The organism is Streptomyces sp. NPDC088252, from assembly GCF_044740965.1.
Taxonomy (GTDB): Bacteria; Actinomycetota; Actinomycetes; order Streptomycetales; family Streptomycetaceae; genus Streptomyces.
On the sequence record NZ_JBIURS010000011.1, the window covers coordinates 13,969 to 27,260 of the forward strand.

Sequence of the window (13,292 nt, forward strand, 5' to 3'; positions counted from 1 at the left end):
TACTGGACAGCGCAGACATAGAGGGAAAGGCCACACCATCGTGACTGAGATCGAGATCGGGCGCGGCAAGCGCGGCCGCCGGGCGTACGCATTCGACGACATCGCCGTCGTTCCGAGCCGCCGTACCCGCGACCCGAAGGAGGTCTCGATCGCCTGGCAGATCGACGCCTACCGTTTCGAGCTGCCGTTCCTGGCGGCTCCCATGGACTCGGTGGTCTCCCCGCAGACCGCGATCCGCATCGGTGAGCTGGGCGGCCTCGGTGTCCTCAACCTCGAGGGCCTGTGGACCCGGCACGCCGACCCGCAGCCGCTGCTCGACGAGATCGCCGAGATGCCCGTCGAGTCGGCGACCCGCCGTCTCCAGGAGATCTACTCCGCCCCCATCCAGGAGGAGCTGATCGGCCAGCGCATCAAGGAGGTGCGCGATTCCGGCGTCGTCACCGCCGCCGCGCTCTCCCCGCAGCGCACCGCGCAGTTCTCCAAGGCCGTCGTCGACGCGGGCGTGGACATCTTCGTCATCCGCGGTACGACGGTCTCCGCCGAGCACGTCTCCGGTGCGGCCGAGCCGCTCAACCTCAAGCAGTTCATCTACGAGCTGGACGTTCCGGTGATCGTCGGCGGCTGCGCCACGTACACCGCCGCCCTGCACCTGATGCGGACCGGTGCGGCCGGTGTCCTCGTCGGCTTCGGCGGCGGCGCCGCGCACACCACGCGCAACGTCTTCGGCATCCAGGTCCCGATGGCGACCGCGGTCGCCGATGTGGCCGGGGCCCGCCGCGACTACATGGACGAGTCCGGCGGCCGGTACGTGCACGTGATCGCGGACGGCGGCGTCGGCTGGTCCGGCGACCTGCCCAAGGCCATCGCCTGCGGCGCGGACGCCGTGATGATGGGCTCCCCGCTGGCCCGCGCGACGGACGCGCCGGGCCGCGGCCGGCACTGGGGCATGGAGGCCGTCCACGAGGACGTGCCGCGCGGCAAGCTGGTGGACCTGGGCTCCGTCGGCACGACCGAGGAGGTCCTCACCGGTCCCTCGCACACCCCCGACGGCTCGATGAACATCTTCGGTGCGCTGCGCCGGGCGATGGCGACGACGGGGTACAGCGACCTCAAGGAGTTCCAGCGCGTCGAGGTGACCGTGGCGGACTCGCAGCACCGCCGCTGAGTACGCCCGGCAGTACGCAGGAGGCCCGGACCGCAGACGCGGTCCGGGCCTCCTTCCGTGTCCGGGCAGGCGTTACGCGGCCTTCTTGGCGCCACCGAACGCGGCTACGGCACCGAGCAGCAGGAAGAGGTAGGACTTGAAGTCCGCCGCCTCGCTCCACGCCTTCGTCAGGACGTCGAAGTGGTCGAAGAAGAGGCTTGAGGCGGACTGGTGGGCCAGGTCGGAGAAGATGATCGAGATGCCCACGAGCTGGCCCAGGTAGACGGCGCCCACCGACAGAACGGCGCTGACCACGGGCAGCACCGGGTTCTGTCCGCCGACCTTGCTCGCCGCGAAGCCGACGAGGAACCCGACGCCGATGGCGATGTAGCCGACCTCGCGCTCGATCGCGCCCGCGATGACGCCGTACAGGAAGGCCGCGACGAGCGCCGTGACCACCGCCGTCAGCAGGCCGAGCCCCAGGTTGTCGCGGGCCGGGGCCGGCGGGGAGAACGGCGCTCCGCCGAACGCGGCGCCGGGCTGACCGGGCTGGCCGTACGGGCCGGGCTGCTGGCCCGCGAACGGGTTGCCGCCGCCGGGCTGGGCGTCGTACGGCTGGTTCGGCGGTGGCACGGGCTGGCTCATGGTGGTATCCCCCTGGGACGGAAGCGCACGGCTGTGCGAGAAGTGACGCCGCAGGCTAGCAGCCGCCTGTGACATCGCCCACCGAAATCCCCCGGAACGCCGTTCCTACAGCCGGTGTGCGGCCCCCGCCGGGGTCGCTCCCCGGGTGTCCAGGAGGAGCTGGGCCTTCACCGCGAGGCCCTGGAGGTCGTACGTACGGTGGTGCTGGAGCAGCACCGTGAGATCGGCGCTCGATGCCGCCTCGTACAGCGAGTCGGCGCGCGGAACCGGAAGTTCACGTACCCGCCAGTCCAGGACGTGCGGGTCGTGGTAACCGATCTGGGCGCCCATGTCCATCAGCCGGATCGCGACCTCCCGGGCGGGGGAGGCCTCCTGGTCCGCGAGGTCGGGCTTGTAGGTGACACCGAGGAGCAGCACCCGGGCACCGCGTACGGACTTGCCGTGTTCGTTCAGGAGGGTGGCGCACCGCTGGATCACGTACTGCGGCATCCGGTCGTTGATCTCCTGGGCGAGCGAGACCATCCGCAGGGGGTGTCCGGGGGTGCGGCTGTGGTACGCGAGGCAGCCCGGGTCGACGGGGACGCCGTGACCGCCGACGCCGGGGCCCGGACGGAACGGCTGGAAGCCGAAGGGCTTGGTCTCGGCGCACCTGATGACGTCCCACAGGTCGACGCCGAGGTCGTGGCAGAGCACCGCCATCTCGTTGACCAGGGCGATGTTGACGTGCCGGAAGTTGGTCTCCAGGACCTTCGTCATCTCGGCCTCGCGCGGCCCGCGGGCCCGGACGACCTTGTCGGTGAGGCGGCCGTAGAAGGCGGCGGCGGACTCGGTGCAGGCGGGGGTGAGGCCGCCGATGACCTTGGGAGTGTTGGCGTAGACGTGGGTCCTGTTGCCGGGGTCGAGGCGGCTGGGGGAGCAGGCGAGGTGGAAGTCGCGGCCGGCACGCAGCCCCGAGCCCTCTTCGAGCAGGGGCAGCACGTAGCTCTCGGTGGTGCCGGGCTGGACGGCCGATTCCAGCAGGACGGTGGTGTGCGGGCGCAGCCGGGCGGCGAGCGCGCGGGTCGCCTCGCCGACGGCGGTGAGGTCGAGGGTGCGGTCGGCGCCGAGCGGGGTGGGCGCGCAGATCACCGCGGTACGGACCCGGCCCAGTTCGGCCGGGTCGGTGGTGGGCCGGAAACCCCCCGAGAGCATCCGGCGGACGTCCGAGGCGGTGAGCGATCCCTCGGCGGGGGTGTGGCCCGCGGAGAGCTCCGCGTAGGCGCGTGGGTCGGTGTCGTAGCCGACGGTCTGGACACCGGCGGCGACAGCGGCTTGGGCGAGGGGCAGGCCGAGGTGGCCGAGTCCGATGACAGCGAGGTCTGCGGGCATGTGGATGGGCCGTCCTTCCCTTGGACCGAGAGAGCGGAAAGCGCAACCGCTGGGGACAGCGCAATGTCAGACTAGGCGTAAATATGACCTATATGTCGCATTGTCGGGCTCCTGTCGTCCTGGTGTTGTCCACAGGCAGTGGCCGAAGTCGTGGACGACGGACAGAATCGAGAGGTGGGCGCGGGGCGTCCGACCGCTCGGTCGGGTCGCGTCCCGTGCCGGACCACCCCGATCTACCCCGGGAGGCAGCGGTGAGGACAGCGACACTGGGACCCGCGGAGCGCGCCGAGGCGCTCGCCGCGATGGCCGAGCGCGAACTGGACGTGCTGGTCGTGGGGGCGGGCGTGGTCGGCGCCGGTACGGCGCTGGACGCGGCGACGAGAGGGCTCTCGACCGGTCTGGTCGAGGCGCGCGACTGGGCCTCGGGCACATCGAGCAGATCGAGCAAGCTGATCCACGGCGGGCTGCGGTATCTGGAGATGCTCGACTTCGCACTCGTCCGGGAGGCCCTGAAGGAGCGCGGGCTGCTCCTGGAGCGGTTGGCCCCGCACCTGGTGAAGCCCGTGCCGTTCCTCTATCCGCTGCAGCACAAGGGCTGGGAGCGGCTCTACGCCGGCTCCGGTGTGGCGCTCTACGACGCGATGTCGGTGTCGTCGGGGCACAGCCGCGGCCTGCCCGTCCACCGGCATCTCTCCCGCCGCCGCGCCCTGCGGGTCGCCCCGGCGCTTCGGAAGGACGCCCTGGTCGGGGCGTTGCAGTACTACGACGCGCAGATGGACGACGCCCGCTACGTGGCGACCCTGGTGCGCACCGCCGCCGGTTACGGCGCGCATGTGGCGAACCGGGCGCGGGTCATCGGCTTCCTCCGGGAGGGGGAGCGGGTCGTCGGTGCCCGGGTGGAGGACGTCGAGGCGGGCGGGGAGTACGAGGTCAGGGCCAAACAGGTGGTCAACGCGACCGGGGTCTGGACGGATGACACCCAGGCGCTGATCGGGGAGCGCGGACTGTTCCACGTCCGGGCGTCCAAGGGCATCCACCTCGTCGTCCCGAAGGATCGCATCCACTCCTCGACCGGTCTGATCCTGCGCACCGAGAAGTCCGTCCTCTTCGTCATCCCGTGGGGACGGCACTGGATCGTCGGGACGACGGACACCGACTGGGACCTGGACAAGGCGCATCCGGCGGCGTCCAGTGCCGATATCGACTATCTGCTCGAACACGTCAACTCGGTCCTGGCCACGCCGTTGACCAGGGACGACGTCCAGGGCGTCTACGCCGGCCTGAGGCCGCTGCTGGCCGGCGAGTCGGATGCGACCAGCAAGCTCTCGCGCGAGCACACGGTGGCACATCCGCTGCCGGGCCTCGTGGTCGTGGCGGGCGGCAAGTACACGACGTACCGGGTGATGGCGAAGGACGCCGTGGACGAGGCGGTGCACGGTCTCGACCAGCGCGTGGCGGAGTGCGTCACCGAGGACATTCCGCTGCTGGGGGCGGAGGGGTACCGGGCGCTGTGGAACGCCCGCGCGAGGATCGCGGCCCGGACGGGGCTCCATGTCGCCCGGGTGGAGCATCTGCTCAACCGTTACGGCTCCATGACCGAGGAGCTCCTCGATCTGATCGTCGGCGATCCGGCGCTGGGCGAGCCGCTGCCGTCGGCGGACGACTATCTGAAGGCCGAGATCGTCTACGCCGCCTCGCACGAGGGGGCCCGCCACCTCGACGACGTGCTGACCCGCCGGACCCGGATCTCCATCGAGACCTTCGACCGGGGCACGCTCAGTGCCCGGCTCTGCGCCAAGCTGATGGCGCCCGTGCTGGGCTGGGACGACGGACAGATGGACCGGGAGGTCGAGCACTACGAGAAGCGGGTGCAGGCGGAGCGGGAGTCGCAGCGCCAGCCGGACGACCTCACGGCGGACGCGGCGCGGCTCGGGGCTCCGGACATCGTGCCGCTGTAGGACCACCCGTCCGGGCCCCGCCGGACTCGTGGGGGCCGGGGCTCAGGCGCGGGGAGCGCGACCGCAGAACTCCGCTTCGAGCAGTGCCGGTTCGAGTGTCTCCGCGTCGTTCAGGGTGTCCGTGTCGACGCGGAATGTGAGGGTGTGCCGGCCGTCGCGCGTGGTGGCGGTACGGACGTAACTGCCCGCTATGCGGCCGTTGTGCCCCCAGACGGTGGTGCCGCAGGAGAGCTTCTGCGGATAGACGCCCAGGCCGTAGACGCCGTGCGTGGCGCCGGTGTTCAGCAGCGCCGCCAGCTGGGCGGGCGCGAGGAGGCGTCCGCCCAGCAGGGCCGCGTAGAAGCGGTTCAGGTCGGTGAGCGTGGAGACCAGCTCCCCGGCCGCGCCCGCCGTGCGCGGGTCGAGACCGGTGACGTCGTGGAGGCTGCCGTCGGCCGGGTCCCGGGTGAAGCCGCGGCCGTGCGGTGCGGGCAGCGCGGTGCGGGCGCCGGGGAGGGAAGTCCCGGTGAGGCGGAGGGGGGTGATGATGCGGCGGCGGATCTCGGTGGCGTAGTCGTGTCCGGTGACGCGCCGGACGACGAGTCCGAGCACGACGTAATTGGTGTTGGAGTAGGCGTAGCGGCCCGGCGCGTTCGTCGGCCGGTGGGTGAGGGCGAGACGGACCGTCGCGGCGGCGGAGACGGGGTGGGCGGAGGCGTCGGCGGTGTAGTCGTAGAGGCCGCTGGTGTGGCTGAGCAGGGCGCGCAGACTGATCCGGCGGCCGTCGTTGCCGTTGCCGTGGATCAGCCCCGGCAGCAGACGCTCGACGGGATCCGACAGCCGGAGCCGTCCCTCCCGGACGAGTTGGAGCACGACGGTGGCGACGAAGGTCTTGGTGATGCTGCCGGCCCGGAACCGGTCCGCCCTGCGGATACCGGGGCCCGTCGAGCGGTAGGTGCCGTACGGTGCGGTGGAGGCGCGGTCGGCCAGCAGCGCCGCCGTGGGGGCGCCCCCCACGGCGACGAGCCGGGGAAGGTAGGAGGCTGCGGGCGTGAGATGTGGTTCGCTGGGCAGGGTCGCTGTTCCGAGGCCGAACAGCGCCAGCAGCAACGGGGCGGCGAGCAGCGCCCTGAGTATCGGCATGGCAGGGAATCCCTTTCTCCGGCCACATCATGACGGGCCCGCGGACCCGGCACCATGACCGGTCCAGGGGTGAGGGACAATGAACGCTCTGCCAGGGCGGGTTGATCGCAGAGGGGACGCATGTCGGAGGCGGAGCAGGCACGGGAGCCCCAACGGGACAAGGACGGACGTCTCCTTGCGGGGCGATACCGGCTCGGGGAGGTGCTCGGCCGGGGCGGTATGGGCACGGTCTGGCGTGCCGTCGACGAGACGCTGGGCCGCACGGTCGCGGTGAAGGAACTGCGGTTCCCCTCGGCCATCGACGAGGACGAGAAGCGCCGTCTCATCACGCGCACGCTGCGCGAGGCGAAGGCGATCGCCCGGATCCGCAACAACGGCGCCGTGACGGTCTTCGACGTGGTCGACGAGGACGACCGGCCGTGGATCGTGATGGAACTCATCGAGGGCAAGTCCCTCGCCGAGGCCATCCGCGAGGACGGGGTGCTGACACCCGGGCGCGCCGCCGAGGTCGGCCTCGCCATCCTCGACGTGCTGCGCTCGGCGCACCGCGAGGGCATCCTGCACCGCGACGTGAAACCGTCCAACGTACTGATCGCCGAGGACGGCCGGGTCGTGCTGACCGACTTCGGCATCGCCCAGGTCGAGGGCGATCCGTCGGTCACCTCGACGGGCATGCTCGTCGGCGCACCGTCGTACATCTCGCCGGAGCGCGCCCGGGGGCACAAGCCGGGACCGCCCGCCGACCTGTGGTCGCTCGGCGGACTGCTCTACGCCAGCGTCGAAGGCTCCCCGCCCTACGACAAGGGGTCGGCCATCGCCACCCTGACCGCCGTGATGACCGAACCGCTCGATCCGCCGAAGAACGCCGGTCCGCTGGAGGAGGTCATCTACGGCCTGCTCGCCAAGGACCCCGATCAGCGGCTCGACGACGCGGGCGCGCGTGCCCTGCTCGACGGTGTGATCCACGCTCCCGAGAAGCCGGACCCGGTGGTGCCCGCGCCCGCCGACGCCACCCAGATCATGACGCTGCCCGGACAGGCCTCCGGGTCCGGCGCCAAGACGGCCCCGAACTCCGGTGAGCAGGGCGAGGGCGCACGGGACCGGCTGCGCGGTGCGCTGCGCTCCGTGCGCAGCGCGAAGGCGGCGCCGGCCGGCGGCGCGGCCCCGGCCACGACGCCGCCCCCGCCCTCGACGCCCCCGTCGGCCGCCCCCTCGACGGGCTCTTCGAAGCCTGCCCGGCCCTCGACCCCGGCGAAGCCGGCCGCGGTCTCCGCCGCCGTACCGCCGCCGCGCCAGGCCACGTCGCCCGCCGCCCCGCCCCGCGCGTCCCTCACGGACGTGGTGCCGCGTCGCACTCTGGCGATCATCGCGGCCGTGATCGTGCTCGCCGTGATCGGCACGGTCCTCGCGCTCACGCTCGACGGAGGCGACAAGGACAACCCGAGCGGCGCCGGTGGCAAGGACGACCAGTCCACCTCGGCCGGGGCCTCGCCGAAGGGCGGCGCCACGGAAACGGACAGCGGCAGCGGCAGCGGCAAGGCCCAGGACCAGGGCGGCGATCAGAGCCAGGGCAAGGATCAGGACCAGGGCAAGGGCGACGATTCGGGCAAGGGGTCGGACGGTTCCAAGGACGCCCCGGGCGCCAAGGGCGACGCGCTGCCCGCCGGATACGGAACCATCACGAACAAGCAGTTCCACTTCACCATCGCGATGCCCGAGGACTTCCGGCTCGACCGCACGTCGGGGCAGAACTCCGGCGGCATCTTCAATGCCGACGGGGGCTTCCCGCGCGTCCAGGTCGACTACACAGATTCGCCCGGCGGCGACGCCGCCGCGGCCTGGAACGCCGCGAAGGGCGGTGTCGAATCCACCAGCAACGGCTACCGCCACCTCGGCGTGAAGAAGGTCCAGTACAACGGCTACCCGACCGTCGCCGACTGGCAGTTCGAGCGCACCCAGCAGGGGCAGCGGGTCCGGGTGCTGAACAGGGGCTTCAAGGTCGACGGCTCCCACGGCTACGCGATCATGATCAGCTGCAGGTCGAGCGAGTGGGACGGCAAGGAGTGCCGGACGCTGCGCAGGACCGCGTTCGACACGTTCGAGCCCATCGACTGATCGGTGGTGAAAAGGGCCGGGATGCACCTACCCCGGCGCGCGTCCGGCACTTGCCACGTATCGTGAGACCTGAAGACCGTACACAGCCGGAACGGCGGGTCAATTGCACGGTGAGTGAGCGCATTTGACGGATTCGTGCGGGTTCGGTGACCGGGGGACAGCGCGCTCTGGGGAGGCGTCGTGGACGACTACGCGGGTCGGGTGCTTGCCGACCGCTACCGCCTTCCGCTGCCCCCGTCCGATGAGTACGAACTGGTCGAGACCCGGGCGTTCGACACCTACAGCGGACAGGAAGTCCTGATCCGGCAGGTGCCGTTGCCCGAGGTGGTGGACGCCGAGGTGCTCGACGCCGACGGCCCGGTGCCGACGGCCCGGCGGGTCACGGGGCACGCGGTGCGACGGTCCACGGACCCGGCGGTCCGGCGCGCCATCGAGGCCGCGCAGGCGGCGGCCCAGGTCCCCGACCATCCCCGGCTCGACCAGGTCTTCGACGTGTTCGCCGAGGCCGGCTCGCTCTGGATCGTGAGCGAATTCGTCATGGCCCGCCCGCTCGCCGCCCTGCTCGCGGAGCGTCCCCTCGACCCCTTCCGGGCCGCCGAGATCGGCTCCGACGTGCTGACGGCGCTGCGGGTGCTGCACGCCCATGGCTGGACCCACCGGAACATCACCGTCCGCACGGTGCTGGTCTGCGACGACGGCCGCGTCGTGCTGACCGGCCTGGCGACCGGTGCGGCGGAGGAGGCGCTCTGCGGGTACGTGCCGACGCCGCAGCCCGACGACGGGGACGAGATCGCCTTCGGCCGCCCGGCGGTCGGGACGGGCCCGGCCGGGCCGTACGCACCGCCTCCGCCGGCCCCGTCGCCCCCGCCCGTCCCTCCGGCCGAGGTGCCGTCCTCGCGCGGCCCGGCGGCGATCGGGACCGGCCGCACCCCCGGCGACCCGTACGGCGACGACGAGGCGCACGCCGATGACGCGTACCCCGGGGACCGGTCCGGCGACGACCCCCACGGCGGTGCGCAAGGCAGTGGGCCGGGCGAACTGGAGGCCGTGCGGCGGCCGGTGAGTCCCGCTCTGCCCGCGCCCGCCCCCGGAACGGAGGGCGCCGCGCGGTCGCGGGCCGAGCGCGCCGGAGCCATCGCCGCCTACCGCGCGGGCGCCCGCGCCGCGGCCCGGGTCGGCGAGGACCCGCGCCGGGCCGGGGCGGGCGAGGCGGAGGACACCGGCAGCCTCCCGGTGCAGCGCACCGCGCGGCCGAAGGACACGGGACCGTCCGCCCCGGACAGCCGCCCGCAGCCGACGGGCTCCTGGAACCGGGCCGATGAGGACCCGGCCGATGAGGACCCGTACGCCGAGGACCCGTACACCAAGGCTCCGCACGGGGACGACCCGTACGAGGAAGACCCGTACGACGACGAGGACGACGACGGCTACGGGGACGACGGCCGGGCGCCCGGCCGGCGGCTGCATCTCACCGGCACCTGGAGCGACGGCCCCGGCTCCGGGCGTCCCGTCCCCGCCGGAGGCTCGGGCGAGGACGCCCTGCGCGCCGACGCCCGGCGCCACGGCAGCTCTCCGGCGCTGCCGGCGCACCCGGCCCCACAGCGGCAGCAGCCGGGCCACTGGGACGACGTCGTCGCGGGCGGGAGTCCGGGGCCCGCCTATCGCGGCCCCGCCACCACCCTTGCCGCCGAGCGGGCCCGGCAGACCCGGATCGCCCTCGTCGGCGCGGTCACCGAGCGCTGGGCGCCCGAGCAGGCGGGCCCCGTTCACGAGAACTGGCAGCTGGCGCCGCCGATCGGCCCCGCCACCGACCTCTGGGCACTGGGCGCGCTCCTCTACCGCGCCGTCCAGGGCCACGCCCCGTACCCCGAGGAGAACGCGGCGGAACTGGTCCAGATGGTGTGCGGCGAGCCGCCCGCCTTCGCCGAGGAGTGCGGTCCGCTGCGCCCCGTCGTCGAGTCGCTGCTGCGCCAGGACCCCACCGAGCGGCCGGACTTCGAGGAGCTGAGCGGCTGGCTGCGTTCCCTCGTGCGGTCGGCGCCCGAGCCCGAGGCCGGTCTGGACGTCGTACCGCTGCCGTCCGTCGACGGCACCCGGCTTCCCATCGTGCGCCGCCGGGGCGAGCTGGTCCGCAGGCGCCGCGGTCGCTTCGGCCAGGGCTCGGCCCACGGCCGCCACCGCCACACCAAGGAGAAGACCGACCGGCGCGACAGGCCCGGACCGGAGAGAGCGCCCAGAGCGCCGCGCGAGCCCAAGGGCCCCAAGGCGCTGCGCACCCCGCCGCCCGGCCCCCGGCAGGGCGAGGGACGGGCGCCGCGGCGGCTGGGGCGGCTGCTGCTCGTGCTGATCCTGCTGGCCCTGGTCGCGGCCATCGCGTACGCCATGCTGTTCATGCCCAAGGCGGACAGCCACTCCGGCGCCCGCTCCACGGGCCCCGCGTCGTCGGCGTCCGGCTCACCGGAGCCGGGCGACGGCGGGACCGGCGGGCAGTCGTCCACGCAGCCCCCCGGCGCCCAGCAGCCGCAGACCAGCCGCTCCGCCGTCGCGCTCGCTCCGGGCTACGCCCTGCGCAAGGACCCGGAGGGGTTCGAGATCGCGGTGCCCAAGAGCTGGCAGCGCAGCCCCGCCAACGCGGACCGTCAGATCCGTTACGGCAGCGACGGCTTCAGCCTGCTCATCGTCCCCGGACGCGACACCGTCAAGGCCAACGGTGACGACCCCCTCGTCTACCAGGCCGACAAGGAACTGGAGTTGCAGCCCTTCCGTGACTCCAGCTGGTCGGGGTCGAGCGGGCTGCGCCGGATCGACGTCGGCCGACAGGCCATGGCCGAGGGCCAGTTCACCTGGCAGGACGCCTCCGGGCGTGAGGTGTACGCCCGTAACCTCGCGATGATCGTCGGCGGCCGCTACCACATTCTCCAGGTCATCGGCCCGGAGAACCGGCGCGACAAGGTTTCGGACATCTACGAACAGGCCATCGCCTCCTACCGTGTGACGCACTGAAACGCCCCGGCGCCACGGCCGGACGACGCCGGAGCGACAAGCATCACAGTGCGGTCTCGTGGGGGAGGCGAGGTTCCGTGGCCCCGGTCCTCCTCCGTAATCTGGCCTCCGAAGGAACGGGGCGGGGATACGTGGATCGATCACAGGGCACGGACGCGGGACTGGTGCTGGCCGGAAGGTACCGGCTCGGTGAAGTTCTCGGGCGCGGCGGCATGGGCAAGGTCTGGCGGGCCCACGACGAGGTGCTGCACCGCACGGTCGCGGTCAAGGAGCTGACCGCCGGGCTGTACGTCGCCGAGGCCGACCGGATCGTGCTGCACGCACGCACGCAGAAGGAGGCCCGCGCGGCGGCCCGGATCACGCACCCGGGTGTGGTCACGGTCCACGACGTGATCGAGTACGACAACCGGCCCTGGATCGTCATGCAGTACGTCGACGGTCCGTCGCTCGCCGACGAGGCCAAGGAGTCCGGCGAGATCGAGCCGCGCGAGGCCGCCAGGATCGGCCTCCATGTGCTGGGCGCCCTGCGCGCGGCACACGCCGCGGGGGTCCTGCACCGGGACGTGAAGCCCGGCAACGTCCTTCTGGCCAGGGACGGCCAGGTGCTGCTCACCGACTTCGGGATCGCGGCGATAGAGGGCGACTCGACCATCACCAGGACCGGTGAACTGGTCGGCTCCATCGACTATCTGGCGCCCGAACGGGTGCGCGGCGGCGATCCCGGCCCGGCGTCCGACCTGTGGTCCCTCGGCGCCACGCTCTACACCGCGGTCGAGGGACGCTCGCCGTTCCGCCGTACGTCCCCGATCTCCACCATGCAGGCCGTCGTCACCGAGGAACCGCCGCCGGCCCGGAAGGCCGGCCCGCTCGCCCCCGTGATCACCGCGCTGCTCCGCAAGGAGCCCGACGACCGGCCGTCGGCGGCGGAGGCGGAACGGATGCTGCTGGAGGCCATGGAGGGCCGCGAACCGCGGGCCGCGCAGGCGTACGTACCGACGCAGCGCGTCCCCGACGAAGTGCTGCGCACGCTGGACACGGACGCCGCGTCCGGGGCGGGTGCGGCGGGCACGGCCCAGCTGTCCGGTCCGGCGGCCGGTTCCACCGCCGACCCGGTGCCGTCCCCGGTGACCCGGCGCAGCCGCGGCCGGTGGCGTACGGCGGTCCTGGTCATCGCCGCCGCCGCGCTGGTGGGCGGCGGTGCGGGGCTCGCCGCGATGAAGTACCGGGACCGTGCGGAGAGCCCCGCCGCAAACGGCGTCACGGCTACCCATGCGGCCGTCACCCCCTCCGAGCCCGGCACTTCGCGTGCGCCCAAGCCCCGCACCTCGAAGAAGGGCGTCCCCGACGGCTGGAAGCGGGTGGACGACCCCGAAGGCTTCAGCCTGATCGTGCCCGACGGCTGGGTGCGCCGGGCGGACGGCAATCAGATCGACTACACCCCGGACAACGGCGTGCACTACATCCGGATCAGCATCGACCCGTCGCCCGACTTCGAGAACTCGTACATGCACATGCTGAACCTGGAGAAGCAGCTGGCCGAGCGGCTTCCCGGGTACGAGCGCAAGACGCTGCACTCCAACACGTACCGCGACCGGGCGGGCTCGCTCTGGGAGTTCACCTGGACCGAGACCAAGAACCATCCGGGCCCGCGTCACGCGATCGACCAGATGTACTTCGGGGAGGACGGCGGCCCGGAGTATGCGATGTACATGACGGGTCCGGCGGCGGACTGGGACACCACGCGGGAACAGTTCGACACGATACTGCGTGGATGGCAGGCGCCGGACAGCGCCGAATGAGCCCCGCCGGATCGTGCCGACGACCACAGGGGTCCTGATCAGGGGCTTTGTTGCCAGTGATCACTGGCTTGTTTGTGGGGAGTGTGAAAACCCGTTACTCACGGGTACCCAAAGTGTGCGGCTGGCCGTACTCTCGCC

The 13,292-nt window shown here is 72.5% G+C and carries 8 protein-coding genes; 5 read left to right on the plus strand and 3 right to left on the minus strand.

The features are described 5' to 3' along the window. Positions 1–40 precede the first annotated feature (40 nt). Entirely contained in the window at positions 41–1,165 is a 1,125-nt protein-coding gene (locus tag ACIOHC_RS22900; protein ID WP_072486665.1) for a GuaB3 family IMP dehydrogenase-related protein, read from the plus strand. Positions 1,166–1,237: 72 nt separating this feature from the next. Here ACIOHC_RS22900 and ACIOHC_RS22905 read toward each other — a convergent pair whose 3' ends face one another. Further along, on the minus strand, positions 1,238–1,789 hold the full coding sequence (locus ACIOHC_RS22905) for a hypothetical protein (protein ID WP_351074513.1): 552 nt from the start codon (positions 1,787–1,789) through the stop codon (positions 1,238–1,240). A gap of 105 nt (positions 1,790–1,894) precedes the next feature. After that, positions 1,895–3,157: a nucleotide sugar dehydrogenase gene (locus ACIOHC_RS22910; protein WP_351074511.1), complete on the minus strand. Its 1,263-nt coding sequence runs from the start codon at positions 3,155–3,157 to the stop codon at positions 1,895–1,897. Between the two features lie 251 nt (positions 3,158–3,408). Between ACIOHC_RS22910 and ACIOHC_RS22915 the strand changes: the two genes are divergently transcribed. Beyond that, complete coding sequence (locus ACIOHC_RS22915; protein WP_351074510.1) at positions 3,409–5,115, plus strand: glycerol-3-phosphate dehydrogenase/oxidase; 1,707 nt, start codon at positions 3,409–3,411, stop codon at positions 5,113–5,115. Between the two features lie 42 nt (positions 5,116–5,157). Here the strand turns inward: ACIOHC_RS22915 and ACIOHC_RS22920 are convergent, their stop codons facing one another. After that, positions 5,158–6,237, minus strand: a complete 1,080-nt coding sequence (locus tag ACIOHC_RS22920) for a serine hydrolase domain-containing protein (RefSeq protein WP_351074509.1) — start codon at positions 6,235–6,237, stop codon at positions 5,158–5,160. Between the two features lie 120 nt (positions 6,238–6,357). Here ACIOHC_RS22920 and ACIOHC_RS22925 point away from each other — a divergent pair, with 120 nt between their 5' ends. From ACIOHC_RS22925 to ACIOHC_RS22935, 3 genes are all read left to right on the plus strand, one after another. Next, positions 6,358–8,352: a protein kinase domain-containing protein gene (locus ACIOHC_RS22925; RefSeq protein WP_351074508.1), complete on the plus strand. Its 1,995-nt coding sequence runs from the start codon at positions 6,358–6,360 to the stop codon at positions 8,350–8,352. Positions 8,353–8,532: 180 nt separating this feature from the next. Continuing rightward, complete coding sequence (locus ACIOHC_RS22930; protein ID WP_351074507.1) at positions 8,533–11,355, plus strand: protein kinase; 2,823 nt, start codon at positions 8,533–8,535, stop codon at positions 11,353–11,355. Positions 11,356–11,486: 131 nt separating this feature from the next. Continuing rightward, on the plus strand, positions 11,487–13,154 hold the full coding sequence (locus tag ACIOHC_RS22935) for a serine/threonine-protein kinase (protein WP_401843763.1): 1,668 nt from the start codon (positions 11,487–11,489) through the stop codon (positions 13,152–13,154). Positions 13,155–13,292: the final 138 nt, after the last annotated feature.